This is a genomic window from Pseudomonas sp. 8_5_2, from assembly GCF_059295255.1.
Genome location: NZ_CM181238.1, coordinates 2680433 through 2706212, shown reverse-complemented (window position 1 = coordinate 2706212; position 25780 = coordinate 2680433). Strand labels below are relative to the sequence as shown.

Here is a 25780-nt window from a genome sequence, read left to right as displayed (position 1 = left end):
CGGACCTCGGCATGTCATCCCGCGACCTGCTTTCCCTGCATCAACAAGTCGAAGCCCTGCAGCGGCAGAACGCGCTACTGGAGGCACAGGTTGCGAGCCTTCAAGGCCATGATCAGAACCTCTACCGTTCGCTGTTCGACACCATGGACGAAGGTTTCTGCATCATCGAGTTTTTCGACGGCCCGCACGGGCCGCTCAGTGACTATGTGCACGTGCTGGCCAATGCGGCGTACGCCAAACACGCCGGCATCGCCAACGTGGTCGGGCAGAAGCTGCGCGAAATGGTGCCCGACGAGGCGGATGGCTGGGTGGCACGCTATGGCGCGGTGCTGCGCACGGGCGAACCCTTGCAATTCGAGCAGGAGCTGGTGGCCACCGGCCATGTACTGTCCGTTACCACTTTCCGCGTGGAGCCGGCCGAAAGGCGCCAGGTGGCGGTGCTGTTCAAGGACGTCACCGAACGACGGCGGGCGGAACAGGCCTTGCAGCGCCTGAACGAAGAGCTTGAACAGCGGGTGAATATCGCACTGGCGGAGCGCCGACTGTTTGCAGAGCTGATCGACCACAGCGTCGTCAACGTGCATGTGGTCGGTAACGACATGCGCTGGCTGGCGGTCAACAGCCAGGCGAAACACGACTTTCGGTTGCTGTATGGGCAAGCACCGGAGGTCGGCGATTACGTCCCGACGCTGATCGACGATGGCAGCGATGGCCAGACCCCAATTTTACCAATGTGGCAGCGCGCCCTGGCGGGCGAGCAGTTCACCGAAATCGGCCGCTTTGGTCAGGTAGCCGCACAACGCCATTACGAGCTGCGCTTCAACGCCCTGCGTAACGCCGAAGGTGAAATCCAGGGTGCCTACCTGTTTGCCTATGACATCAGCGAGCGGGTGCGGGAGCAAGAACGCCTGGCCAAGGCGGAGGAAGCCTTGCGCCAAGCGCAGAAAATGGAAGCCGTGGGCCAGCTCAGTGGGGGTATCGCCCATGACTTCAACAATTTGCTCGGCGGCATCCTGGGCGCCCAGGAGCTGATGCGCCAACGCCTTGAGCAGTCGCGCTTTGACGCCCTGGAACCGTTGCTGGAGCTGTCCAGCGGTTCGGCGCAGCGGGCTTCTTCGCTGGTGCACAGGCTGCTGGCTTTTTCTCGCCAGCAGACCCTGCAACCTTGCTCCACGCAAGTGGCCACGCTGGTAACCGGCATGGAGGAGCTGCTACGCCGCACCATCGGCCCGGCAATTACCCTGAGCAGCCAGTTCGCCAGCCAGTTGTGGCCAACGTTCATCGACCCGCCACAACTGGAAAGCGCCCTGCTCAACCTATGCATCAATGCCCGCGATGCCATGCCCGCAGGCGGTGCGATCGATATCATCGGCGACAACCTGCTGCTCGACCCCAATCAGGCCCAGGCACTGGAACTGCCAGCCGGCGAGTATCTGCGGCTGAGTATCATCGACGATGGCAAAGGCATGTCGGCAGAGGTGGCCGAGCGCGCCGTCGAGCCGTTCTTCACCACCAAACCGGCGGGCCAAGGCACCGGTCTGGGGTTATCCATGGCCTACGGCTTCGTGCGGCAGTCAGGCGGACAACTGCGGGTGCTGTCGGTGCTGGGTGAGGGCACGCGCATCGAACTGCTGCTGCCCCGCCACCACACGCAACCGCAGGCGCCGGCCCCCAGACCGCGCCGTACACCTTTGGCAAGAAGCGCGTCGACAGAGCAACGCATTCTGCTGGTCGAGGACCAGTCCGCGCTGCGCCTGGTGGTCTGCGAAGTGCTGGAGGAGCTGGGCTATCGGGTCGACGCGTTCGAAAACGGCCCCGCCGCCCTCGCCCACCTGCAAAACGCTGAGCGGCCAGACCTGCTACTGAGTGATATCGGCCTGCCCGGCGGCCTGAATGGCCGGCAGGTGGCCGAGCGTTGCCGTGAGCGCTATCCCGATCTGAAGGTGCTGTTCATCACCGGTTACGACGAAAGCGCGGCGCTCAGTGACGGCCAGTTGCTGCAGGGTACGCTGGTGCTGACCAAGCCGTTCGAACTGGAAGTGCTGGCCGAGCGGGTACGGGAACTGATCGAAAGTTGACGGGGGCGTTCAGCGCCCGCCGCTGAGGTCGATGAAGGTGCCGGTGGAGTAGGACGCCTTGTCGGAGAGCAGCCACAGGATGGCCTCGGCCACTTCCTCGGGATGCCCGCCACGTCCCATGGGCAGACCGGCTTCCAGCTTGCTGACCCGGTCGGGGTCGCCGGACAGCGCATGGAAACCGGTGTGGATATAGCCCGGCCGTACACCATTCACGCGAATGCCCTCGCCTGCCACTTCCTTGGCCAAGCCGATGGTGAAGGTATCGAGCGCGCCCTTGGAGGCGGCATAGTCGACATATTCGTTGGGCGAGCCCAGGCGCGCGGCCATCGACGACACGTTGACAATGGCCCCGCCTTGCCCGCCATGCCGGCGCGCCATGCGCAGCAGGGCGTGCTTGGTGCAGAGCATGGGGCCGACGACATTGGTCTTCATGACCTTTAGCAGGCGGAACTCGGACATGTCCTCGACGCGGCTCTGCTGGCCAATGGTGCCGGCATTGTTGACCAGTGCAGTGACCGGGCCGAGCTCCTCGTCGACGCGCCGGAACAGCTGGACAATCTCGTCTTCAACGCTGGCGTCGGCGCGCACGGCGATAGCCTGGGCGCCCAGAGCGCGGACCTGGCCGAGGATATCTTCGGCTGCCTGTTCGTCGGCGTGGTAGTTGATGCAGATGCGGTAGCCCTGGCGGGCAGCCAGCAGCGCTGTGGCGGCGCCAATGCCCCGGCTACCGCCGGTGATGACGATGACTTTCTGCATGAATGTGCCAGTCGTTCGGGAAGGGAAACTCGACAATAGGCGAAAAGTCTGCACAGTGGAATGATCAAGATCAGTGCTGTTGCTATAGATCTTGATCTTGATCTTGATCTTGATCGTCGCGACTTCAGGAGGCCGAACGCAGGCCTTGCGGAGGGAGGTGACGGGCAAGGATGCCTGTCAAGCGCTGGGCCCCAGGATGGGGCCTGCAGCGCGGTCCTCCCGGGAGCAAGGCCGGAGTGAGGGGACCCCGAAGCGAAGCGTAGGGGCCGGATGATGGGAGCGAGCGGTTTTTGGTTACTTTTTTCCAAGAAAAAAAGTGACTCGCCGTAAGGGCGAAAAGGTGAGTAAGCGTCGCCATCGCAAATGGACTGTTCGCCATATCTAAACCGGCGCATAAGCTTCAAGCTTCAAGCCATGGGCGTTCATATCAAGTAGACATTCATTAGCGAGGGTGGCGCTGATTCACCTTTCCGCCCTTACGGCGGGTCACTTTTGTCTTGGCAAAAGTAACCAAAACCGCCCGCTCCCATCATCCGGCCCCTACGCTGCGCTTCGGGGTTCCCTCGCTCCGGGCTTGCTCCCGGGAGGACCGCGCTGCAGGCCCCATCCTGGGGCCCAGCGCTTGACGGGCATCCATGCCCGTCACCTCCCTCCGCAAGCCCTGCGCTCGGCCTCCTGAAGTCGCAACCTGTGTCGCCGGGACTATCGCGCGCTTAGAAGCAAAGCAAGAGCAGGAGCAGGAGCTGTTGCTGTTGCTGTTGCTGTTGCTGTTGCTGTTGCTGTTGCTGTTGCTGTAGATCTTGATCTTGATCTTGATCTTCGCGACTTCAGGAGGCCGAACGCAGGCCTTGCGGAGGGAGGTGACGGGCAAGGATGCCCGTCAAGCGCTGGGCCCAGGATGGGGCCTGCAGCGCGGTCCTCCCGGGAGCAAGGCCGGAGTGAGGGGACCCCGAAGCGAAGCGTAGGGGCCGGATGATGGGAGCGAGCGGTTTTTGGTTACTTTTTTCCAAGAAAAAAAGTGACTCGCCGTAAGGGCGAAAAGGTGAGTAAGCGTCGCCATCGCAAATGGACTGTTCGCCATATCTAAACCGGCGCATAAGCTTCAAGCTTCAAGCCATGGGCGTTCATATCAAGTAGACATTCATTAGCGAGGGTGGCGCTGATTCACCTTTCCGCCCTTACGGCGGGTCACTTTTGTCTTGGCAAAAGTAACCAAAACCGCCCGCTCCCATCATCCGGCCCCTACGCTGCGCTTCGGGGTTCCCTCGCTCCGGGCTTGCTCCCGGGAGGACCGCGCTGCAGGCCCCATCCTGGGGCCCAGCGCTTGACGGGCATCCATGCCCGTCACCTCCCTCCGCAAGCCCTGCGCTCGGCCTCCTGAAGTCGCAACCTGTGTCGCCGGGACTATCGCGCGCTTAGAAGCAAAGCAAGAGCAGGAGCAGGAGCTGTTGCTGTTGCTGTTGCTGTTGCTGTTGCTGTTGCTGTTGCTGTTGCTGTTGCTGTTGCTGTTGCTGTTGCTGTTGCTGTAGATCTTGATCTTGATCTTGATCTTGATCTTGATCTTGATCTTGATCTTCGCGACTTCAGGAGGCCGAACGCAGGCCTTGCGGAGGGAGGTGACGGGCAAGGATGCCCGTCAAGCGCTGGGCCCCAGGATGGGGCCTGCAGCGCGGTCCTCCCGGGAGCAAGGCCGGAGTGAGGGGACCCCGAAGCGAAGCGTAGGGGCCGGATGATGGGAGCGAGCGGTTTTTGGTTACTTTTTTCCAAGAAAAAAAGTGACTCGCCGTAAGGGCGAAAAGGTGAGTAAGCGTCGCCATCGCAAATGGACTGTTCGCTGCATCAAAACCGGCGCACAAGCTTCAAGCTTCAAGCTTCAAGCTTCAAGCTTCAAGCTTCAAAGCCGCAGCATACCCATCAATGCCCCGCCGAAGCCGGCCCCGCCTTGGCCGTAAATGGCGGCTTGGCAAACCACACCAGCAATATCAACCCCGCAAACACCCAAGTCATCAACGTGAAGTAATCCACCGTCGACATCATGTATGCCTGCCCGTTGAGAATCTGCTCCAGCTGCGCATAACTCTGCGGGCTTGCCCCACCCAGTTGTTCAAGCGTATGCCGCGTAGTCGGGTCGAACTGGCTGATGTTCTCGCTCAGGTACGCATGGTGCTGGTCCGCCCGGCGGATCCAGATCCAGGTCGTCAACGACGCCGCAAAGCTCCCCCCCAGGGTACGCAGGAAAGTTGCCAACCCGGAGCCATCGGCAATCTGGTGCGGCGGCAGGTCAGACAGCAATATGCTCAACGTCGGCATGAAGAACAGCGCCACACCAATCCCCATGAACAGCTGCACCAACGCCACGTGCTGGAAGTCCACCTCACTGGTAAAGCCCGCCCGCATGTAGCAGCTGGCACCGATCGCCAGAAACGCCAGCCCCGCCAGCACCCGCAGGTCGAACCGGTGCGCATACTTGCCCACGAACGGCGACATGATCACCGGCAGCAGGCCGATCGGCGCCACCGCCAGACCCGCCCAGGTGGCCGTATAGCCCATCTGCGTCTGCAGCCACTGCGGCAGGATCAGGTTGATGCCGAAGAACCCCGCATAGCCCCCCACCAGCACGATGGTGCCCACCCGGAAGTTGCGGTGCACGAACAGCCGCAGGTTCACCACCGGGTGCCGGTCGGTGAGTTCCCAGATCACGAACACCGCCAGGAACACCACCGAAATCACACTGCCGATGATGATGAACGACGACTCGAACCAGTCCAGGTCGTTACCCTTGTCCAGCACCACCTGCAGCGCGCCAACGCCGATGATCAGCGTCAGCAGCCCGATGTAGTCCATCGGCTGGCGACTGGTAACCACCGGCCGCGAGCGCATCTGCTGGCGCACCACAGCGGCAGCGAACAGGCCGATCGGCACGTTGATGAAGAAGATCCACGGCCAACTGTAACTGTCAGTAATCCAGCCCCCCAGGATCGGCCCGGCAATCGGCGCCACCACCGTGACCATCGCCAGCAGCGCCAGGGCCATCCCCCGTTTCGCGGGCGGGTACACCGCAATGAGCAACGTCTGGGTCATCGGGTACAACGGCCCGGCAACCACCCCCTGCAACACACGAAAGCCCACCAGCTCAGGCATCGACTGGGCGATGCCGCACAGGAACGAGGCCACCACGAACAGAAGCGTGGCCCAGATGAACAGCTTCACCTCACCAAACCGCCGGCTCAGCCATCCGGTCAGGGGCAAGGCGATGGCGTTGCTCACAGCAAACGAGGTAATAACCCAGGTGCCCTGCTCGTAACTCACCCCCAGGTTGCCGGAAATGGTCGGCAGGGCGACGTTGGCAATGGTGGTGTCGAGCACCTGCATGAAGGTCGCCAGCGACAGGCCGATGGTGGTCAGCAGCAGGCTCGGTGGCGTGAACTGGGCCGCAGCATTGTTGCTCATCGTTGGGCCGTCTTGCCGGTTGCGCTGTTTTCGTGGATCAACCGGGCGATCAGGTTGTCCGCTTCGACCAGCTGACGGTCATACACCTGGGTGGTGTAGCTGGCCTGCTGCGGTGGCTGCTGGGCCAGGGTCGGGCCGCTCTGGTCGTGCAGGTCGACTTCCACCACGGTGGACAAGCCGATACGCAGCGGGTGGTCCTTGAGCTGGTCGGGGCTGAGGTGGATGCGTACCGGCACGCGCTGGACAATCTTGATCCAGTTACCGGTGGCATTCTGCGCCGGTAGCAAGGCAAAGGCGCTACCGGTGCCGGCCCCCAGGCTGTCGACAGTGCCGCTGTATTTGACCTCGCTGCCGTACAGGTCGGCGCTGATCTCGACCGGCTGGCCGATGCGCATGTCACGCAGCTGGGTTTCCTTGAAGTTGGCGTCGATCCACACCTGGTCCAGCGGGATCACCGCCATGGTCGCAGTGCCTGGCTGCAGGCGCTGGCCCAGCTGCACGGTGCGCTTGGCGACGTAGCCGGTAACCGGCGCTACCAGGGTGGTGCGGGCGTGGTCGAGGTAAGCCTGGCGCAGGTCGGCGGCAGCCGCCATCACCTCGGGGTGCGAGGACACTACCGTGTCGTCGACCAGCGCGCTGCTGGTGCTCAGTTGCTGGCGGGCACTGTTGACGGCGGCCTGGGCCACGCTCAGATCATCGCGAGCGTGGGACAGCTCTTCGGCGGCAATCGCACCGCTGTCGGCCAGCACCTTGCGCCGATTGAAGTCCTGCTGTGCCTTGCGCAGTTCTGCCTGGCGCGTCTCCAGCTGTGCCTTGAGCGAGTCGACATTGCTGTAGAGCCCGCGCACCTGGCGCACGCTGCGGGCCAGCTTGGCTTCGGCGGACTGCAAGGCCACTTCGCTGTCGGCCGGGTCGAATTGCAACAGCACCTGGCCGGCATGGACCAGGTCACCGTCATCGGCGCCGATGCTGGTGACGGTGCCGGTGACCAGCGGGGTGATCTCCACCACGTTGCCATTGACGTAGGCGTCATCGGTGCTCTGGTGCCAGCGCCCGACAAGGCTGTACCAGGCCCAGACGCCGACACCGCCAACGATGATCAGCAGCAGCAGGCCAAGCAGCCAGACCTTGCGTTTGCGCGACGGCTCGGGTGCGGCGGGGGGATTTTGAGTGTCTGCGGAAGTGGCCATGACAATACCTTGAATAATTCGTGACAGGGTTCAACGGTCGCCGAAGCGGCGGATCGTCAAAGGGTCGCCAGCGCCGAGCAGCACCTTGGCCAGCAGGCCTTCCAGGGTCTTCAGCTCCTCGGGTTGCAGCACACCGCACAGCTCGTTCATGGCCGCAGCGCCGATTTCCGGCAGGCGGTCGGCCAGGCGCTGGCCGTCGGCGGTGAGCGCCAGGCGCACCTGGCGGCGGTCATCGGCGCAGCGGTTGCGCACGACCAGCTCCTTCTGCTCGAGGCGGTCGAGCATGCGGGTCATCGAACCGCTGTCCAGGCCGAGGTAGCGGCACAGCTCGGCCGGAGTGTCCACCTGATACTGGGTGACGATGATCAGCACCTTGAACTGCGCGGCAGTGACGCCCTCTGATTCGAGGTGCCAGTCGAGGATGCGGTCCTTGAGGATCGCCGCGCGGCCAAGCAACATGCCGATGGCGCAGGTCTGGAAGTTTTCGGGTGAGAAATGGGCCATCAGGGACTGCTCGGGTAATTGTGTACAAATATTACTGCCTAGGCAGTGAATGTCAAAGCCTTGATTAGCTAGCTATGCAAAATTTCATGATATTTGCCCTACGCAGCCCTGTAGTGGCCTGTGGTAGCGGGCGTGCCCGCGAACACCGGCGCAGCCGGTGCCATGCACCGCGTTGGATTCTTCGCGGGCGCGCCCGCTCCCGCAAGGTACGCGGTGCACCCGGCATCAGTTCTTTTGGGATCTCCTACACGGTTCGCAGGCCCAACGCCTCGACCGCCCCGCAAGCAATCGCAATCCCCACCAGCTCGGCCAGGCTGGTGGCCTGCAACCGCTTCATCACCCGCCCCCGGTACAAGTCCACAGTCTTCACGCTGACGCCCAACCGCTCTGCAATCTCGCGGTTGCTCAAGCCTTGGGCCAGCGGCACGAACACATCACGCTCACGCGGCGTCAGGCCGTCGATGCGCGCTTGCACCTCGGCCAGCGCCTGATCGCACTTACGCGCCCGCTCGGCGGACTCCAGTGCGGCCTGCACGCTGTCGAGCAACAACTGGTCGCTGTAGGGCTTCTCGATGAAGTCGCAGGCGCCAGCCTTGAACGCACGCACCACGATCGGCACATCGGCATGGCCGCTGACAAAGATTACCGGCAGCGCCAAGCCGCGCTCGCGCATGGCCTGCTGTACGGCCAGCCCGCCCAGCCCCGGCATGCGCACATCCAGCAGCACGCAGGCCGCCCCATCGTCCACACAGGCGTCGAGAAACGCCTGCCCACTGGCGAACGGCAAGGCCTGCAGGCCCACTGACTGCAGCAACCATACGGTCGAATCACGCATCCCCTGGTCGTCATCGACCACATACACTTTCGCTTGCACCACTACCCCCTTTATCCCCTGCTCACCGCCAGCCGGCAGCACAGTACCAGGCCGCCGTTGTCACCGGCCCGCGCCCACAGGCTGCCGCCAAACCCTTCAATCAGGCTGCGGCTCATGCTCAAACCCAAGCCCAGGCCGTCGGCCTTGCTGGTGGTAAATGGCGTTAAGATGTCATCCAGCCGCCCAGGCGCCACGCCTGGGCCCTGGTCGGCCACCTCGACCCGCACACCGTCGCCTTCGCGCACGGCGCCGAGCAGGATACGTGAGGGCCGCTCGCCATGCTGCTCGCGGTTGGCATCGATGGCGTTGCGCAGCAGATTGAGCAGCACCTGCTCCAGCAGCACCCGGTCGGCGTACACCAAGGGCAACTGCGCGCTCATGCGCAACTCGACGGCCACCTGATCACGCGCGGCTTCCCAGGCGCAAAGGCGCATTGCTTCGCCAGCCACCTCGGCCATGTCCAATGCCTGCAGCCGGCGCGGCCCTTTGCGCAGAAACGCGCGCAGGCGGCGGATCACTTCGGCGGCGTGGGTGGCCTGCTCACTGATGCGCTGCAGGCCCTGCCCGACCCGCTCGCGGGCTTGCGGGTCGCGCTCCAGGCCCTGCAAATAGCGCTGGCTGGCATTGGCGTAATTGACCACGGCGGCCAACGGCTGGTTGATCTCGTGGGCGATGCCCGAGGCCAGTTCCCCCAGCGTCGCCAGGCGGGCACTGTGCGCCAGGTTCTCCTGGGCTTCGATACGCAGGGTGATATCGCGCGACACGCTGACCACTTCCACCACGGCACCGGTGTAGGTCTCGCGAATGGCCCGGCTGGCGATCTCGAACCAGCGATAACCGCCCGCCGCCTGACGCACCCGGCAGGTGGTGGTGTGGTAACCGTCCTGATCCAGCGCGGCGGCCGCCTGGCGCAGGACCTGGCGGCGTTCATGCGGGTGCAGCAGGCTGTACACGGCCCGGCCGCGCAGTTGCTCGGGCCACAGGCCAAGCAGACGATAAGCTGCCGGCGAGGCATCGAGGAAACGGCCGTCGGGGCTGTGTCGGGAAATCAGGTCGGTAGTGTTTTCGATGATAAGCCGGTAAAGGCGCCTGGCGCGGCTGGCTTCGCGTGCACCCTGGCGCTCTTCGCTGGCGTCACGGCAGCGACCTAGCACCTGCTGGCCCTGGTCATCAGGAATGAATGTCCAGAGCACCGTTCGCTCGCCAACCTGTACCTCGACATCGGCAATCGCCCGGTGCTGGCGCAGGCAGGCACGTACCAGGGCTGCGCAATTGGTCGGCAGCCAGTGGACCAGCGCCGGGCCTTCATCGACCCAGGCCTGCAACGTCGGGTTGAGCAGCAACGGGCTGGCGTCACTGGCCAGCAGCAGGCTGGGTTGCGGGTCCTTGGCAAGCAAGGGGGAAGCGGTCTTGTCCACGGCAGGCGGCTCGCTGATCTAGTAGTTTTACTATATTGCTATAGTCGATATTCCTACTACCATAGCGACTCGCGTAAAACAGCGACAGAGGGGAACGGCCCACCGCCCGCCTCCCGACACCCTGAACAGAGCTAACAATCAGCCATCGGGGGCCAGGCGCACAGGCTGTGCCTGCCTCCCTCACAGGATTACCGCATGTCGATCTATGCCCAGGGCCTGATGCCCGCTGCCGTCAACCATGTCGCCCTCACCCCGCTGAGCTTCATCGAACGCACCGCCACCGTATACGGCAACTATCCGGCGGTGATCCACGGCGCCATCCGCCGCAACTGGCAGCAAACCTACCAACGCTGTCGGCGCCTGGCCAGTGCACTGGCAGGCCGGGGCATCGGCAAGGGCGACACGGTGGCGGTGATGCTGCCCAATACCCCGGCCATGCTCGAAGCGCACTTCGGCGTGCCCATGACCGGGGCCGTGCTCAATACCCTGAACGTGCGCCTGGACGCCGAGGCCATCGCTTTCATGCTGCAGCATGGCGAAGCCAAGGTACTGATCACCGACCGCGAGTTCCACGCCGTCATCGAGGACGCTTTGGCATTGCTCGAACACCCGCCGTTGGTGGTCGATGTGGATGACCCGGAGTACGGCGAAGGTCGCGCAGTCAGCGAACTGGACTACGAGGCGCTGCTCGCCGAAGGCGACCCGGAATTTGCCTGGGAGTGGCCCGATGACGAATGGCAGGCCATTTCCCTCAACTACACCTCCGGCACCACCGGCAACCCCAAGGGCGTGGTCTATCACCACCGCGGCGCCTACCTCAATGCCCTGGGCAACCAGATGACCTGGGCCATGGGCCACCGCCCGGTGTACCTGTGGACCTTGCCGATGTTCCACTGCAACGGCTGGTGCTACCCCTGGACCATCACCGCCCTGGCCGGCACCCACGTGTTCCTGCGCCGGGTCGACCCGCAGAAAATCCTGACCCTGATCCGCGAACACCGGGTCAGCCACTTGTGCGGCGCGCCGATCGTGCTCAACGCCCTGGTCAACATGCCCGAGGCGGCCAAGGCGGCCATCGAGCACCCGGTCCAGGCCATGGTTGCCGGCGCCGCGCCACCGGCCAAGGTCATCGGTGCCGTCGAAGAGATGGGCATCCAGGTCACCCACACCTACGGCCTGACCGAGGTCTACGGCCCGGTCACCGTGTGTGCCTGGCATGACGAATGGGATGACTTGACGCTGGAAGAACGCGCGCGCATCAAGTCACGCCAGGGCGTACGCTACCCGACCCTGGACGGCCTGATGGTTGCCGACCCGCAAACCCTCGAACCTGTGCCACGCGACGGCAACACCCTGGGCGAGATCTTCATGCGCGGCAACACGGTGATGAAGGGCTACCTGAAAAACCCCGAAGCCACCGCCGAAGCCTTCCGGGGTGGCTGGTTCCACACCGGCGACCTGGCCGTGTGGCATGCCGACGGGTATGTCGAGATCAAGGACCGGCTCAAGGACATCATCATTTCCGGCGGCGAGAACATCTCCACCATCGAAGTCGAAGACGCCCTGTACAGGCACCCCGCCGTACTGGAAGCCGCCGTGGTGGCGCGCCCGGATGAAAAATGGGGCGAAACCCCGTGCGCCTTCATCGCCCTCAAGCCAGGCCGCGAAGATGCCCGCGAGGCGGACATCATCAGCTGGTGCCGCGAGCACCTGGCCGGGTTCAAGGTGCCGAAGACCGTGGTGTTTGGCGAGCTGCCCAAGACCTCTACCGGCAAGATCCAGAAGTACGTGCTACGCGACCGGGCCAAAACCCTCTGATGCCTTGGTGGCCTGTTCGCGGGCTTGCCCGCGAACAGGCCAGCCCTGATCTCCTACTTTTCGAGAGCTCCCCATGACCACCTACTCTGCCCCCCTGCGTGACATGCGCTTCGTCCTGCATGACGTGTTCAACGCCCCGGCCCTGTGGGCCCGCCTGCCCGCCCTGGCCGAACGCATCGATGCCGACACTGCCGACGCCATCCTTGAGGAAGCGGCCAAAGTCACCGGCCAGCTGATTGCCCCGCTCAGCCGCAACGGCGACGAGCAAGGTGTGCGCTTCGACGCAGGCGAAGTCACCACGCCTGACGGCTTCCGCGAGGCCTGGCACACCTACCGCGAAGGCGGCTGGGTCGGCCTGGGTGGCAACCCGGAGTACGGCGGCATGGGCATGCCAAAAATGCTCGGCGTGCTGTTCGAAGAAATGCTCTACGCCGCCGACTGCAGCTTCAGCCTGTATTCGGCGTTAAGCGCGGGCAGCTGCCTGGCAATCGATGCGCATGCCAGCGAAGCGCTCAAGGCTACCTACCTGCCACCGCTCTACGAGGGCCGCTGGGCCGGCACCATGTGCCTCACCGAACCCCATGCCGGCACCGACCTCGGGCTGATCCGTAGCCGTGCCGAGCCCCAGGCTGACGGCAGCTATCGCATCAGCGGCAGCAAAATCTTCATCACCGGCGGCGAACAGGACCTGACCGAGAACATCGTCCACCTGGTGCTGGCCAAGCTGCCAGACGCGCCGGCGGGGGCCAAGGGCATCTCGCTATTTCTGGTGCCCAAGTTCCTGGTCGAGGCCGATGGCCGCCTGGGCGCGCGCAACGCCGCCCATTGCGGTTCGATCGAGCACAAGATGGGTATCAAGGCCTCTGCTACCTGCGTGATGAATTTCGATGACGCCGCCGGGTATCTGCTGGGTGAGCCGAACAAGGGCCTGGCGGCGATGTTCACCATGATGAACTACGAGCGCCTGTCCATCGGCATCCAGGGCATCGGCTGTGCAGAAGCCTCGTACCAGAGCGCCGCCCGCTATGCCGGCGAGCGCCTGCAAAGCCGCGCTGCCGGCGGCCCCCAGGCGCAGGACAAGGTGGCCGACCCGATCATCCACCACGGCGATGTGCGGCGCATGCTACTGACCATGCGCACCCTCACCGAAGGCGGCCGGGCATTTGCCGCCTACGTCGGCCAGCAGCTGGACCTGGCGCGCTATGCCGACGACGCCGGCGAGCGTGAGCATGCGCAGCGCCTGGTGGCGCTGCTGACGCCGGTAGCCAAGGCATTTTTTACCGACAACGGCCTGGAAAGCTGCGTGCTCGGCCAACAGGTGTATGGCGGCCATGGCTATATCCGCGAATGGGGCCAGGAGCAGCGTGTGCGCGACGTGCGCATCGCGCAGATCTATGAAGGCACCAATGGCATCCAGGCCCTTGACCTGCTCGGGCGCAAGGTGCTGGCCGACGGTGGCCAGGCGCTGGCCAGCTTTGCTGCCGAAGTGCGGGCCTTCAGCGTGGGTGCGCCGCTGCATCGCGAGGCCTTGCAAGCGAGCCTGGCACAGCTGGAGGCCACCAGCGCCTGGCTGCGTACACGTGCGGGTGTGGATGCCAACCTGGTCAGCGCGGTGGCGGTGGAGTACCTGCAGCTGTTCGGGCTGACCGCGTATGCCTACATGTGGGCGCGGATGGCGGCGGTGGCATTGGCCAAGCGCGATGCGGACCCTGGGTTTTATGGGGCCAAGCTGGCATGTGCCGAATTCTTTTTCCAGCGTGTCTTGCCACGCAGCCTGGGGCTGGAGGCAAGTATTCGGGCGGGCAGTGGCAGCCTTTACGGGCTGGGTGCGGCGCAGTTCTGAGAGCCTGACGCGGTCCTGCCTGTGTAGGAGCAGCCTTGTGCTGCGAAGAGGCCAGTGCAAGATGCATGGGTTTGCACATAACTTACTTCAGCAGGGACCCTGTGGGAGCGGGCGTGCCCGCGAACATTGGCGCAGCCGGTGCCATGCACCGCGTAGATTCTTCACGGGCGCGCCCGCTCCCACAGGCTACGCGGAGCGCCCAGCATCGGTTCTCTGCGCGCCAGCGCAGCCCAATGGGCTGGGCACTCTCCTACCCTAACCGTTACAGGCGTCATTCCCGCGCGCGAAGGGTTCTCAAACGCTGAAAACCATTGCAAATCCGACGAAAAACCGGCACAACTGATAGTCATTCGCCATTACGTTGGTTCTCGGCAGCCCTCTAGCAAGGGTAGAATGCGCAAAACCGGAGCCGCAATGAACCACGACCGCCTCAACCCCAGCCCTGACGATGCCATCACCGACGCCGCCGCGCACTGGTGCATGCGCCTGCACGCCGAAGATTGCACGGCGGCCGAGCGCGAGACATTCGCCCGCTGGCTGGCGGCCGACCCTCGGCATGCCGAGGAATACCAGGCAATGCTGGAAATCTGGCAAACCGCCGACCTGCTGCCACGCAATGCCACCGTCATCGACTTCAACCCGCCCGCCCGGCAGGCCGCCCGCACACCCAACTGGCGGCCGCTGGCGTCAGCTGCTGCAATTGCCCTGGCGGTGCTGCCCCTGGCTGGCTGGCTGGGCTGGGAACAGGGCTGGCTGCCCAACCACTACCAGCACTTCGAAACTGGCGAGCGCATGCAGACCGTCGAGCTGAGCGACGGCAGTACGGTGCAACTGAACCTTAACACCGAGTTCACCTACCTCAACTACAAGGACCAGCGCCAGGTCACGCTCAAGCGCGGCGAAGCGTTCTTCAATGTGCAGCACGACAGCAGCCACCCGTTCATCGTGCATGCCGGCCGCGGCCAGACCCGGGTCACCGGCACCCAGTTCAACGTGTGGAAGTATCAGGACCAGGTCAAGGTCACCCTGGTGGAAGGTTCGGTACTGGTGTCCAGCGATGGCAGCGCCGGTGGCTATCGCCTTGGCCCAGGCATGCAGGCCAGTTATCACAAGGGCGACTTTGAACCGCAGCTGGAACAGAGCAACGACTACGGCAACAGCCTGGCCTGGCGTGGCGGCAAGCTGGTGCTCGACAACCTGAGCCTGGAACAGGCACTGCCGGTGATCAACCGCTACCTCGACACCCCGCTGCTGCTGGCCGATGCTGCCACCGGGCGCATTCGCATCAGCGGCATCTACAACACCCGCGAGGTTGGGCGCCTGGTCAACAACCTGCCCAAGGTGCTGCCGGTCTATCTGACCCGCAGCAAGGACGGCAGCACTGTGCTCAATCGCATCTCGCCGCCGCCCCACAAGCGCTGACGCCCGCTCCCCTCAAAGCGTCATGGCCGCCAACCAGCCAAACGCCAGCAGCGGCAGGTTGTAGTGGAGGAAAGTCGGCACCACGGTGTCCCAGATGTGGTGGTGCTGGCCATCGACGTTCAGGCCGGAGGTCGGGCCCAGGGTCGAGTCCGAGGCGGGCGAGCCCGCATCGCCCAGGGCACCGGCAGTACCGACGATGCACACCGTGGCCAACGGGTCGAACCCGAGCTGCACACACAGCGGCACGAAAATCGCGGCCAGGATCGGTACGGTAGAGAACGACGAGCCGATGCCCATGGTTACCAGCAGGCCCACCAGCAGCATCAGCAAGGCACCCACACCTTTGCTGTGGTCGATCCACTGCGCGGACGTTTCCACCAGGCTCTGCACTTCACCGGTAGCCTTCATCACGTCGGCAAAACCGGACGCGGCAATCATGATGAAGCCGATCATGGCCATCATCTTCATGCCTTGGGTGAACAGGTCGTCGGTGTCCTTCCACTTGACGATGCCCGACAGCGAGAAGATCAGGAAACCGACCATGGCGCCGATGATCATCGAATCCAGCAACAGCTGGACGATGAATGCCGCACCGATCGCCAGCCCGGCCACCAGCAGGGTCAACGGGTTGTACTGCACGCTCACCTGCTCTACCTGCTCGATGCGCCCCAGGTCATAGTCGCGCTTCTTGCGGTAGCTGACGCATACCGCCAGCAGCAGGCCTGCGAGCATGCCGGCGGCGGGGATGGCCATGGCGTGGGTGACATTGACCCCGCTTATGTCAACACCGGCGCGGGCAACGTTGGCCAGCAGAATCTCGTTGAGGAAGATGTTGCCGAAGCCCACGGGCAGGAACATGTACGGGGTGATCAAGCCGAAGGTGATCACGCAGGCGATCAGCCGACGGTCGATGCGCAGGCGGGTCAGCACGTACAACAGTGGCGGCACCAGCAGCGGAATGAAGGCAATGTGGATGGGCAGGATATTCTGCGACGACACCGCCACCACCAGCATCAGGCCGATCATCAGCCATTTGACCTTGCCGCCATTGGCATGGCCCTGGCGGTCGATCATGGTCAGGGCCCGGTCGGCCAGGGCATGGGCCAGGCCGGACTTGGCGATGGCCACCGCAAAGGCGCCCAGCAGCGCATAGGACAAAGCCACCGTGGCCCCGCCACCCAGGCCGCCGTTGAAGGCCTTGAGCGTGCCTTCGATGCCCAGGCCACCCACCAGCCCCCCCACCAGGGCGCCGATGATCAGGGCGATGACCACATGCACGCGGGACAGGCTGAGTATCAGCATGATGCCGACCGCGGCGATCACTGCATTCATGGTTGGCTTACCTCATTACGACGGAAAAAGCGCGAACTCTGAAGCAGTGGGCGACAGATGTCAAAAGCGCCATGTTGCGGCGGATTTCGCAGAGGCCGAGATTTAAATTGACTGTTTGAATAAAGAAAAAATGGAGGGGGCCGATATCGTGAGAGGCCAGGCCCCTGTCGGCCCGATCCGAAACCATCCCAAAGCCACCCCAGCCCCAAAGCCATAACCCTTACTGCTCAAAAAAAAGGGATCCGCCCCATGCCTTTGCGACAACTCTCCATCCAGTGGAAGATCACCCTGCTCGCCGGCCTCTGCCTGGCCGGCATCGTCACCTTGCTCGTCGGCCTGTCGCTGTACCGCATGGACCACAGCTCGGACCTGGTCAAGGCCAGCAGCATGCAGATGCTGACCGAGGCCGCCCAGTCGCGCATCGAGTCGCAAGGCGAAGTGCAAGCGTTGAACATCCGCCGCCAGTTCATGGACGCTTACCAGTACGGCGCAGGCTTCGCCCGCCAGGTGCTGTTCCTGCGCGAGCAGGCAGAAAAACGCTTTCTCGATGCCTTCGACCTGCGCGAAGACCTGACCCGCCAGGTGCGCGCCGCCCTGCAGGCCAACCCCGACCTGCTGGGCTTGTCGCTGGTGTTCGAGCCCAACGCCCTGGACAACAAGGACAGCCTGTTCGCCGACAAGGCCGAACTGGGCAGCAACGAAACCGGGCGCTTTGCCCTGTACTGGTCGCAACCGCGCGCCGGCCAGCTGACCGCCATGGCACTGCCCGAGCATGACATGGCCGACACCCAGATCGGCCCCAGCGGCCAGCCGGCCAACACCTGGTGGGTATGCCCGCGCAACACCGGCAAGGTGTGCGTGGTGGAGCCCTACTTCTACACCATCGATGGCCAGCAGGTGCTGATGACCAGCATCGTTTTCCCGCTGGCCGTCAATGGCAAGATCATTGCCACCCTGTCCATCGACATCAACCTCAACAGCCTGCAGGCCCTGAGCCAGGAGGCCAGCCGCAGCCTGTACGAAGGCCGCACCACGGTCGGCATCCTCAGCCCGGTCGGCCTGCTCGCTGGCTATAGCGCCGACGCCAGCAAGCTGGCCCAGCGCTTCGACCAGGTCGACCCGGCCAAGGGCGCCGAACTGGTGCGCAAGCTGGCCGATGGCAAGCTGAGCATCCTGCACGACCAGCAGCGCCTGAAGGTGCTGGCCGCGTTCCGGCCGATCCCCGATGCCCAACCTTGGGGCGTGTTGCTGGACGTGCCGGAAAACGCGCTGACCGGGCCCGCCGAAGCACTGCAGCAGGAACTGGACGCCCTGAACACCAGCGGCACGCTGCTGGAGCTGGGCCTGGGCCTGGCTGCGGCCATTGCAGGCTTGCTGATGGTCTGGCTGATGGCCCGAGGGGTTACCCGTCCCATTCTCGGCGTGGCCAGCATGCTCAAGGACATCGCCAGCGGTGAGGGTGACCTGACCCGCCGCCTGACCTACCACAAGCAAGACGAACTGGGCGAGCTGGCAGGCTGGTTCAACCGCTTTCTCGACAAGCTGCAGCCCACCATTGCCGACGTCAAACGCTCGGTGCAGGCCGCCCGCGGCACCGCCGACCAGTCCTCGGCTATCGCCACTGAAACCAGCGCCGGCATGGAGCAGCAGTACCGCCAGGTCGACCAGGTCGCTACTGCCTCGCACGAAATGAGCGCCACCGCCCAGGACGTCGCCCGCAGCGCCGCGCAGGCCGCACAGGCAGCGCGCGATGCCGATCAGGCCACCCGCGAAGGGCTGGCGGTGATCGACCGCACCACGCACAGCATCGACGCCCTGGCCGCCGACATGAGCAATGCCATGGCCGAAGTCGAAGGTCTGGCACAGAACAGCGAGAAGATCGGTTCGGTGCTGGAAGTGATCCGCTCGATTGCCGAGCAAACCAACCTGCTGGCCCTCAACGCCGCCATCGAAGCCGCCCGCGCCGGTGAGGCCGGCCGTGGCTTCGCGGTGGTCGCCGACGAGGTGCGCAACCTGGCCCAGCGTACCCAGGAATCGGTGGAAGAAACCCGCCAGGTGATCGAGGCGCTGCAGAACGGCACGCGCGAAGTGGTCGGCGCCATGGACAACAGCCACCGCCAGGCGCAGAGCGGTGTGCAGCAGGTGGGTCAAGCCGTCACCGCGCTCCAGCGCATCGGCCAGGCAGTGACGGTGATCACCGACATGAACCTGCAGATCGCCTCGGCCGCCGAGGAGCAAAGTGCGGTGGCGGAAGAGATCAACAACAACGTGGCAACCATCCGCGATGTCACCGAATCGCTGTCGGGCCAGGCCAACGAGTCGGCGCGTGTCAGCCAGTCGCTGAACAGCCTGGCCAACCAGCAGCAGGCGCTGATGGACCAGTTCCGCGTGTAACCACGTCGGGGCCGACGCTTGTCGGCCCTCGCTCATGCCTCGAACACGCCTCCACCCAGAATATGATCCAGCAGGACCAATGCGCCATGCACATTGGGCCGTGCCCCCATTGGCAGTACATCGGTGTCGGGTAGCCTCGCGTCGTCGTAGCCAGACTGCATCACCAGTTGGTGCATCTGGTTGCCGTTGAGGTAGATGTGATGGTGCTGCATGGCATAGGACTGGATGAGACTCAGTGCACCACACACCATGGGTGTGGCGCTCGAAGTGCCACCATAGGTGGCGGTGTAGTCCCGGTCACTACCGGCAAAATCCTGCAAGTCCGAATAGGAAAGCGTGACTACCCTGTCGCCCCAGGCATTGAGCATCCGATAAGGATAGTGGTGGTTGGAATACAGATGGGGCTTGCCATCGTATGACCGGCAAGCCCCCACCAGGATGACGCCTGCATCACCATGGTCCTGGAAATAAGACCAGTTGCTCAGGTCCACACCTTCGCTCTGCCGTGTACCTTTATTCGCGATGGTCTGGTTACTGCCATTGGCCGCAGCATTTACCACCACCGCACCACGCTGCGCCAGTTGCTTCATCACTGACCACCAGAGTTTGTCGTGCAAGGCGGGCAGCATGGTGCTCAGCACACTGACATGGGCCGTCTGGCGATTGATCCCGACAATGTCACCAGGCTCTACGTTGCGCAGTAGATCCTTGAGTGCCTGGTAGCTCCCCTGTGCATCTGTCTTGATGTGGTTGTACACGTACAACTCGCTGTCATGGCTGATCCCTGTTGCGCCGAAGCCATTGCGTGCGGCCAGTATCAGCCCGACTGAAGCAGTGCCGTGGTCCGCGTAGGTTTGAGGTTCTATCGAGACAATTTTCAGATTGGGGTTGTCCCGCAAGTCTTCATGCCGGGCGTGCAGCCCTTCATCGCTGAAATGGATACGGCTACCTTTGCCAGTCACATCGCCCGTCCACGCTTTTCGTACATTCAGCCCCTGCCAGCGCGGCCCCGGCTGATCCAGGTAAGTCTGACGCGCTTCGAAATCAGGCGTTGCCGTGGCATTTTCGTGTGCGCGGTTACCGGCCACCACTGCAGCCCCCGTCAATACCGTCGCTATCAGACCTGCAATACCGAGTACGAAAATATTGGGGGGCGCGACTGGCGGCAAGAAATGCATGTTCTGCACGTAGTCCAGAGCCGAAAGCGTCTTCAACAGCTCGATGTACGTGTCGTTGAGCATGCTCGCAGGCTGGTCGAGCAGACAGCAATCACGCAGCGCTTCAAGCTTGTGCTCATCCCGCTCCTGCTCGCTCAGCACTGGCCGGGGCATCAACACCGTTTTCAGATTCGGCCAGTAGCGAACCAGAACCGAACCGGAGGTTGGCTCCAGGTCATTCAGCAGGCGCGCATGACCACCTTCGCTGAACACCACAATCAACGTCGGGCAAGACACGCCCGGCGCCAGCACGGGCAGCGCTTGGGCGAGCAGTTCGGGCACCACCGTTGGCGCAACTTCGCGTTTGCGACGTGCGTCAGTCGAAGACAACGGCACTTTGTCCAGAACACTACGGTTGATCTCCTCGGCCTGGATATCGAGCACCAACGGCGGCATGTCGATCACACCAGCAGCCCCGGTCGGCCGGTTCATCGCCCGTGCATGCTCATCCAGCAAGACCACCCTGGGCCGTATGGAATAGACGCCCGCTGCTTCTTCCGCAACCAACGTGGCCGGGCAACCGTGGTCGCTCAGTTTGCCGCTGCCTGCCTGGGAATAGGCTGAAACACCTTTGAACGACACCGGCCCATCCGGCCCGGCCCGTTCGAGTTCGTAGCGGATGCGGTTGACCTTGTGCAGGTCGGGCCCGCTACAGCGAACGTGCAACTTGCCGTCGAAGCGGAAGTTTCGGTAATAGACAAAGTCAAGGTTCAGGGTCATGGGATGAGGCCTCGCGAAAAAGTGGTCGCCACATGGCGGCGACCACCTTTGCAACCTGCCAGCCACGGTGGCACCGGGGCCCCGTTCCCTGGCAGCAACGCAGGCTTGCGCGGGCGTCGTCTACACTTGCCGGCAGCCACCCACCGGCAACCCACGAGGCCCTGATGAAAACAATTCAAGCGCTGCTGGCCGGCCTGCTGCTGGCTGCAGGCGTGGCCAGCACCGACAGTGCTGCATCGGCAGATCGCCACACACCTATCCACTTCGGCGCCCTCACCTGGGAAAGCGGGGCACTCACCACCGAGATCCTGCGGCTGATCACAGAGCACGGTTATGGCTACCTCACCGACACCCTGCCCGGCAGCACCGTGAGCCTGGAAGTGGCGCTGGCACGCAACGACCTGCAGGTGATCGCCGAGGAATGGGCCGGGCGCAGCCCTGCCTGGATCAAGGCCGAACAGGCCGGCCAGGTGTTCGCCCTGGGCGACACGGTGAAAAATGCCGAAGAAGGCTGGTGGGTACCGGACTACGTGATCAACGGCGACAACCAGCGTGACTTGAAACCCGCTGCGCCAGGCCTTAAAACGGTCGAAGACCTCAAGCGCTACCCAGAGGTGTTCCGCGACCCCGAGTCACCCGGCAAAGGGCGGTTTCTCAACAGCCCCAGCGGCTGGACTTCGGAAACGGTCAACACCCAGAAACTGAAGGCCTATGGCCTGGATGAGTTCTACACCAACTTCCGCAGCGGCTCCGGGGCAGCGATGGATGCAGAAATCAGCGCAGCCATCCGCCTGGGCCATCCCGTGCTGTTCTATTACTGGAACCCGACGCCGTTGATGGGGCGCTACAAGCTGGTACGCCTGGAAGAACCCCCGTTCGATGCCCAGGCGTGGGCCACCCTCACCGATGCCGGCAACCCCAATCCAAAAGGCAGCCAGTCGCTGCCCGCCAAGCTATCGATAGGCGTTTCCAAAGCCTTCCGCGAGGGCTATCCCGAGCTGGTGTCGATGTTCGAAAAAGTAGACATCCCGATTGACCGTCTGAACCAGGCACTGGCGGCAATGAGCGAAAATCGCACGCCCCCTCGCGACGCTGCCCTGGCGTTTCTGCGTGACAACCCCGAGGTGTGAAAAGCCTGGTTGCCTGCCGAGGTCACGGCCAAGGTCGAGGGCAGCTTGTGAACGACGGCTTTCCCAAAGCCCTGCAATTCTCCTTTGCCGACAGCATCAACCGGCTGGTCGACTGGCTGGTGCTGCATTACGGCGATCACCTGCGCAGTGTCTCGGACCAGCTGCTGCAACTGCTGGTCGGCCTGGAAAACCTGCTGCGGCTGACACCCTGGTGGCTGTTGTTGCTGGTGGTCGGCACGCTGGCCTGGCACGCCAGCCGCAGCCTGCTGCGCAGTATGGTGCTGGTCGCGTTGCTGGCATTCATCGGCATGCTCGGGCTGTGGGACAAACTGCTGCAGACCCTGGCCCTGGTGCTGGTCAGTACCGGCCTGTGCGTGCTGGTGGGTGTACCGCTGGGCATCCTCCTGGCCACCCGCCCGCTGGCACGGCGGCTGTTGCTGCCGGTGCTCGATGTGATGCAGACGCTGCCGGCCTTTGTCTACCTGATCCCGGTGCTGATGTTGTTTGGCCTGGGCAAGGTGCCCGCCGTGTTTGCCACGCTGGTCTACGCCCTGCCACCGCTGGTACGGCTGACCGAGCTGGGCCTCAGCCAGATAGACCAGTCGTTGCTGCAGGCCGCCCACGGTTTGGGCGCTAGCCGTTGGCAGCGGCTCCGGCGGATTGCCTTGCCGCTGGCGCTGCCCAGTATCATGGCCGGGCTCAACCAGTCGGTGATGATGGCCCTGTCGATGGTGGTGGTGGCATCGATGATCGGCGCGCGCGGGCTGGGTGAGGACGTGCTGGCGGGTATCCAGACCCTGAATGTGGGCCAAGGGGTAGAGGCCGGGTTGGCCATCGTTGCGCTGGCCATGGTGATCGATCGGATCAGCCAGGCGTATGGGGGGAGCAGGCGCTGAATCGGGTAGCCTGGATCGGCGCCAAGGGCGATCCCCGTGCGCCTTGCCGCCAATCCCCCCGAGCCTGACAATGCAACCCTGCCAACAGAAACCGGACCCCTCGGCATGTCCCTCAAAGCCCTGCGCACCCTGGTGACCATCGCCCGTCACGGCACCTTTGCCCGTGCCGCCGACCTGCTAAGCCTCACCCCCTCGGCAGTGAGCCTGCACATCAAATCGCTGGAAGACGAACTGCAGGTGACGCTGTTCGACCGCAGCCGCCGCCAGGTCGTGCTGACCGAAGCCGGCCAGCTGGCGGTGGCCCGTGCCGAAAGCATTCTGGCCGCTTATGACGAACTGGCCGACGCCCTGGCAAGTGGCCCTGGCCTGCGCGGCCGCCTGCGCCTCGGGGCCATCCATACCGTGCTGGCGCGGCGGCTGCCCAGGGCCCTGGTGTGGATCAAGGCCCACCACCCGCAACTGCACATCAGCGTGGCCTCCGGCATGTCGGCAGAACTGGCGCGGCGCGTGGAAGACGGCGAGCTCGACGCGGCGATCACCACCGAACCGGTCAGCCCCTACCCGCAGAACCTCGACTTCACGCCCTTGTTCGAGGACCGCTTCTGGGCCATTGCCAGCCCTGAGCTGGCCGGCCACAGCGTGCCGCAGCTGCTGGCCAGGCAACCCTTTCTGCGCTTCGACAAACGCGCCTGGGCCGGGCGACAGATCGAACAGGAACTGCGCCGGCAGCACTTGCAGGTAAGCGAGCAGATGGAACTGGACAGCCAGGAAGCCCTGGCGCGCATGGCGGTGATGGGCCTTGGGGTGGCCATCATCCCAATGGCCGATGACGACCTGCAACGCCTGCCACCGGCCACCTGCCTGCCATTTGGCGAGCCCCAGCTGACCCGGCGGGTGGTGTTGCTGGAGCATGAGAAAAGTCAGCGGCGGCATTTGAGTGCAGTATTGAAAACCGCGCTGGAAGCGTGAGGGCGCCGAGGCCACAGCGCGGGCCGGAGTAACATGCATTTTTCCTCAATGGTCAGTTAAGAAAACAACGTTTCTACAAATCAGTTGCCGCCAGTAATGTGACCCCGTACCCGACTACGGAACGTCACCCATGCTCCAGTTGCTGCTGACCACCTTACTGCCGATCATCTTGCTGATTGCCTTGGGCAGCTTCCTGCGCCTGCGCAGCTTTCTGTCTGAAAGCTTCTGGCCCGGGGCCGAGCGCCTCAGCTACTACGTACTGTTGCCGTCACTGTTCCTCCACGGCCTGGCCACCGCCAACCTGGACGGCGTACCGGTACTGGGCATGGTCGGTGTACTGATGCTCTCGACACTGGCGGGGGCCGTGCTGCTGGTGCTCTACCAGGGCGCGATCAACCACGATGGCGCCGACTTCACCTCGGTGTTCCAGGGCGGCATCCGCTTCAACAACTACATCGGTGCCACCCTGGCTGCGGGCATCTATGGAAGCGCCGGGATTGCCCTGGCGGCGGTAGCCAACGCGGCCATCGTGCCGCTGGTCAACCTGCTTTGCGTGCTGGTCTTTGCGCGCTTCAGCGCTCGCCATAGCTCGCCCGCCACGGTGCTGAGGGCGATCTTCGCCAACCCGTTGATCGTCGGTTGCGCAGGCGGCCTGTTGCTACGGGTAACTGGCCTTGGCCTGCCGGCCGGCATCGAACCTACGGTCAAGGCCCTGGGCCAGGCTGCCCTGCCGCTTGGGCTGCTGTGCGTTGGCGCGGCCCTGGGTGGCGCCCGCCTGGGCCAGCAGGTGCGGCCGCTGATGGCGGCATCGGCGTTCAAGTTCCTGGTCATGCCGCTGACCACCTGGGGCCTGTGCCGGGTGCTCGGCCTGAGTGGCCAGGCCGCCGTGGTGGCGGTGCTGTTCCAGGCTTTGCCTACCGCTTCGTCATCCTATGTGATGGCCCGTCAAATGGGCGGCAATGCGCCCTTGATGGCGACGATCATAGCCCTGCAGACCGTGGCCGCCGCCGCCACACTGCCTTTGGTATTAATGCTTACGCTTGGCTAGACTCAGATTCAACCCACACTTCGGAAGCTTGGACCATGCGCCTATCGTGGATGGTAGTTGGCTTGACCTCGGCCCTGCTCGCAGGCTCCTTGCAGGCCGCTGACCCGGCCAAGGCTGCGGTTGCCGAGGACAAGGCCGAAGTGCTGGAGCAGAAAGTGGCGAACGACGCGCCTGCGCCGAAAAAGGCGGAAACCCTGACACCGAGCGAAGCGAAGGCCGTCGACCCTGCCGGCCAGGCGCCGCTGGACGACAGCATTACCTGCCTGGCCCGCACCATTTACTGGGAGGCCAAGGGCGCCGACGCCAAGGACATGGCCGCCGTTGCCAGCGTGGTGCTCAACCGCCTGGGCCATGATGGTTTCCCGGACACCATCTGCGGGGTGGTCAAGCAGGGTGTGGAGACCAAGGCCTGCCAGTTTTCCTGGTGGTGCGACGGGCGCTCCGACCAGGTCGAGGAAGCGCAGCGTTACGACGTCGCCAAGGAGATCGCACGCAAGGCGCTGAACCAGCAACTCAAGGACCCCACCGGGGGTGCACTGTACTTCCATGACCGCACGGTGCGCCCGGACTGGGCCAAGGCCTATCGACGCACCGCGCAGACCACGCACTTCCTGTTCTACAAGCCGAACCAGGCGTTGGCACGCTAGATCTGAAGTCGAGCGTTCCCGTGAAGCGTCGATGTTACGAATGATTACCAAACCGCCGCACTTTTCCGGCGACC

At 63.9% G+C, this 25780-nt stretch carries 20 protein-coding genes and 1 pseudogene; 13 read left to right on the top strand and 8 right to left on the bottom strand.

Annotated features, from left to right (window positions below; genetic code table 11):
* Window positions 1-11 precede the first annotated feature (11 nt).
* Window positions 12-2078: a PAS domain-containing protein gene (locus tag AC5O5R_RS12425; RefSeq protein ID WP_494515417.1), complete on the top strand. Its 2067-nt coding sequence runs from the start codon at window positions 12-14 to the stop codon at window positions 2076-2078.
* 9 nt (window positions 2079-2087) lie between these two features.
* On the opposite strand, the gene AC5O5R_RS12420 is transcribed toward AC5O5R_RS12425, so the two are convergent.
* The gene (locus tag AC5O5R_RS12420; protein WP_172221220.1) at window positions 2088-2834 is read right to left on the bottom strand and encodes an SDR family oxidoreductase; all 747 of its coding nucleotides are present in this window, start codon (window positions 2832-2834) and stop codon (window positions 2088-2090) included.
* A gap of 635 nt (window positions 2835-3469) precedes the next feature.
* Between AC5O5R_RS12420 and AC5O5R_RS12415 the strand changes: the two genes are divergently transcribed.
* Together AC5O5R_RS12415 and AC5O5R_RS12410 are read left to right on the top strand one after the other, a co-directional pair.
* Complete coding sequence (locus AC5O5R_RS12415) at window positions 3470-3631, top strand: hypothetical protein (protein ID WP_494515489.1); 162 nt, start codon at window positions 3470-3472, stop codon at window positions 3629-3631.
* A 540-nt stretch (window positions 3632-4171) separates the two neighbouring features.
* Window positions 4172-4363: a hypothetical protein gene (locus tag AC5O5R_RS12410; RefSeq protein WP_494515488.1), complete on the top strand. Its 192-nt coding sequence runs from the start codon at window positions 4172-4174 to the stop codon at window positions 4361-4363.
* A 385-nt stretch (window positions 4364-4748) separates the two neighbouring features.
* Here AC5O5R_RS12410 and AC5O5R_RS12405 read toward each other — a convergent pair whose 3' ends face one another.
* The 5 genes from AC5O5R_RS12405 to AC5O5R_RS12385 form a co-directional block, all read right to left on the bottom strand.
* Entirely contained in the window at window positions 4749-6284 is a 1536-nt protein-coding gene (locus AC5O5R_RS12405; protein ID WP_172231344.1) for a DHA2 family efflux MFS transporter permease subunit, read from the bottom strand.
* Window positions 6281-7474 (bottom strand): HlyD family secretion protein, encoded by a 1194-nt coding sequence (locus AC5O5R_RS12400; RefSeq protein WP_172231341.1) that lies wholly within the window; start codon window positions 7472-7474, stop codon window positions 6281-6283. The genes AC5O5R_RS12405 and AC5O5R_RS12400 overlap by 4 nt, the downstream gene beginning before the upstream one ends.
* Window positions 7475-7504: 30 nt before the next feature.
* Window positions 7505-7978 (bottom strand): MarR family winged helix-turn-helix transcriptional regulator, encoded by a 474-nt coding sequence (locus AC5O5R_RS12395; RefSeq protein ID WP_172286970.1) that lies wholly within the window; start codon window positions 7976-7978, stop codon window positions 7505-7507.
* A gap of 244 nt (window positions 7979-8222) precedes the next feature.
* On the bottom strand, window positions 8223-8855 hold the full coding sequence (locus AC5O5R_RS12390; RefSeq protein WP_172231335.1) for a response regulator transcription factor: 633 nt from the start codon (window positions 8853-8855) through the stop codon (window positions 8223-8225).
* Window positions 8856-8863: 8 nt separating this feature from the next.
* Entirely contained in the window at window positions 8864-10270 is a 1407-nt protein-coding gene (locus tag AC5O5R_RS12385) for a sensor histidine kinase (RefSeq protein WP_494515416.1), read from the bottom strand.
* 195 nt (window positions 10271-10465) lie between these two features.
* On the opposite strand from AC5O5R_RS12385, the gene AC5O5R_RS12380 reads away from it, so the two are divergent.
* From AC5O5R_RS12380 to AC5O5R_RS12370, 3 genes are all read left to right on the top strand, one after another.
* Window positions 10466-12088 (top strand): acyl-CoA synthetase, encoded by a 1623-nt coding sequence (locus tag AC5O5R_RS12380; protein ID WP_494512628.1) that lies wholly within the window; start codon window positions 10466-10468, stop codon window positions 12086-12088.
* A 73-nt stretch (window positions 12089-12161) separates the two neighbouring features.
* Window positions 12162-13931 carry an acyl-CoA dehydrogenase C-terminal domain-containing protein gene (locus AC5O5R_RS12375; RefSeq protein WP_172228104.1) on the top strand — a complete coding sequence of 590 codons (1770 nt, stop codon included), beginning with the start codon at window positions 12162-12164 and terminating at the stop codon, window positions 13929-13931.
* Between the two features lie 414 nt (window positions 13932-14345).
* A complete protein-coding gene (locus AC5O5R_RS12370; RefSeq protein ID WP_172228106.1) occupies window positions 14346-15353 on the top strand; it encodes a FecR family protein in 1008 nt (335 codons plus the stop codon).
* 12 nt (window positions 15354-15365) lie between these two features.
* On the opposite strand, the gene AC5O5R_RS12365 is transcribed toward AC5O5R_RS12370, so the two are convergent.
* A complete protein-coding gene (locus AC5O5R_RS12365) occupies window positions 15366-16685 on the bottom strand; it encodes a Na+/H+ antiporter family protein (RefSeq protein WP_172228108.1) in 1320 nt (439 codons plus the stop codon).
* A 249-nt stretch (window positions 16686-16934) separates the two neighbouring features.
* On the opposite strand from AC5O5R_RS12365, the pseudogene AC5O5R_RS12360 reads away from it, so the two are divergent.
* Together AC5O5R_RS12360 and AC5O5R_RS12355 are read left to right on the top strand one after the other, a co-directional pair.
* Window positions 16935-18221: pseudogene (locus AC5O5R_RS12360) on the top strand (methyl-accepting chemotaxis protein); the annotation flags it as partial.
* A 102-nt stretch (window positions 18222-18323) separates the two neighbouring features.
* Window positions 18324-19079 (top strand): methyl-accepting chemotaxis protein, encoded by a 756-nt coding sequence (locus tag AC5O5R_RS12355; protein WP_494512755.1) that lies wholly within the window; start codon window positions 18324-18326, stop codon window positions 19077-19079.
* A 32-nt stretch (window positions 19080-19111) separates the two neighbouring features.
* Here the strand turns inward: AC5O5R_RS12355 and AC5O5R_RS12350 are convergent, their stop codons facing one another.
* The gene (locus AC5O5R_RS12350) at window positions 19112-21016 is read right to left on the bottom strand and encodes a S8 family serine peptidase (RefSeq protein ID WP_494515415.1); all 1905 of its coding nucleotides are present in this window, start codon (window positions 21014-21016) and stop codon (window positions 19112-19114) included.
* Between the two features lie 164 nt (window positions 21017-21180).
* Between AC5O5R_RS12350 and AC5O5R_RS12345 the strand changes: the two genes are divergently transcribed.
* The 5 genes from AC5O5R_RS12345 (at window position 21181) to AC5O5R_RS12325 (ending at window position 25706) form a co-directional block, all read left to right on the top strand.
* Complete coding sequence (locus AC5O5R_RS12345; RefSeq protein ID WP_494515414.1) at window positions 21181-22146, top strand: ABC transporter substrate-binding protein; 966 nt, start codon at window positions 21181-21183, stop codon at window positions 22144-22146.
* A gap of 47 nt (window positions 22147-22193) precedes the next feature.
* Window positions 22194-23042, top strand: coding sequence for an ABC transporter permease (locus tag AC5O5R_RS12340; RefSeq protein ID WP_494515413.1), 849 nt, complete (start codon window positions 22194-22196; stop codon window positions 23040-23042).
* 105 nt (window positions 23043-23147) lie between these two features.
* Window positions 23148-24011, top strand: coding sequence for a LysR family transcriptional regulator (locus AC5O5R_RS12335; protein ID WP_494515412.1), 864 nt, complete (start codon window positions 23148-23150; stop codon window positions 24009-24011).
* A gap of 130 nt (window positions 24012-24141) precedes the next feature.
* A complete protein-coding gene (locus AC5O5R_RS12330) occupies window positions 24142-25059 on the top strand; it encodes an AEC family transporter (RefSeq protein ID WP_172286260.1) in 918 nt (305 codons plus the stop codon).
* A gap of 35 nt (window positions 25060-25094) precedes the next feature.
* A complete protein-coding gene (locus tag AC5O5R_RS12325) occupies window positions 25095-25706 on the top strand; it encodes a cell wall hydrolase (RefSeq protein WP_172229608.1) in 612 nt (203 codons plus the stop codon).
* Window positions 25707-25780: the final 74 nt, after the last annotated feature.

Bases quoted from the DNA above. Each gene is read 5' to 3' on its own strand.
- AC5O5R_RS12425 (WP_494515417.1), top strand. From the start codon at position 12: ATGTCATCCCGCGACCTGCTTTCCCTGCATCAACAAGTCGAAGCCCTG.
- AC5O5R_RS12420 (WP_172221220.1), bottom strand. From the start codon at position 2,834: ATGCAGAAAGTCATCGTCATCACCGGCGGTAGCCGGGGCATTGGCGCC.
- AC5O5R_RS12415 (WP_494515489.1), top strand. From the start codon at position 3,470: ATGCCCGTCACCTCCCTCCGCAAGCCCTGCGCTCGGCCTCCTGAAGTC.
- AC5O5R_RS12410 (WP_494515488.1), top strand. From the start codon at position 4,172: ATGCCCGTCACCTCCCTCCGCAAGCCCTGCGCTCGGCCTCCTGAAGTC.
- AC5O5R_RS12405 (WP_172231344.1), bottom strand. From the start codon at position 6,284: ATGAGCAACAATGCTGCGGCCCAGTTCACGCCACCGAGCCTGCTGCTG.
- AC5O5R_RS12400 (WP_172231341.1), bottom strand. From the start codon at position 7,474: ATGGCCACTTCCGCAGACACTCAAAATCCCCCCGCCGCACCCGAGCCG.
- AC5O5R_RS12395 (WP_172286970.1), bottom strand. From the start codon at position 7,978: ATGGCCCATTTCTCACCCGAAAACTTCCAGACCTGCGCCATCGGCATG.
- AC5O5R_RS12380 (WP_494512628.1), top strand. From the start codon at position 10,466: ATGTCGATCTATGCCCAGGGCCTGATGCCCGCTGCCGTCAACCATGTC.
- AC5O5R_RS12375 (WP_172228104.1), top strand. From the start codon at position 12,162: ATGACCACCTACTCTGCCCCCCTGCGTGACATGCGCTTCGTCCTGCAT.
- AC5O5R_RS12370 (WP_172228106.1), top strand. From the start codon at position 14,346: ATGAACCACGACCGCCTCAACCCCAGCCCTGACGATGCCATCACCGAC.
- AC5O5R_RS12365 (WP_172228108.1), bottom strand. From the start codon at position 16,685: ATGAATGCAGTGATCGCCGCGGTCGGCATCATGCTGATACTCAGCCTG.
- AC5O5R_RS12355 (WP_494512755.1), top strand. From the start codon at position 18,324: ATGGAGCAGCAGTACCGCCAGGTCGACCAGGTCGCTACTGCCTCGCAC.
- AC5O5R_RS12350 (WP_494515415.1), bottom strand. From the start codon at position 21,016: ATGACCCTGAACCTTGACTTTGTCTATTACCGAAACTTCCGCTTCGAC.
- AC5O5R_RS12345 (WP_494515414.1), top strand. From the start codon at position 21,181: ATGAAAACAATTCAAGCGCTGCTGGCCGGCCTGCTGCTGGCTGCAGGC.
- AC5O5R_RS12335 (WP_494515412.1), top strand. From the start codon at position 23,148: ATGTCCCTCAAAGCCCTGCGCACCCTGGTGACCATCGCCCGTCACGGC.
- AC5O5R_RS12330 (WP_172286260.1), top strand. From the start codon at position 24,142: ATGCTCCAGTTGCTGCTGACCACCTTACTGCCGATCATCTTGCTGATT.
- AC5O5R_RS12325 (WP_172229608.1), top strand. From the start codon at position 25,095: ATGCGCCTATCGTGGATGGTAGTTGGCTTGACCTCGGCCCTGCTCGCA.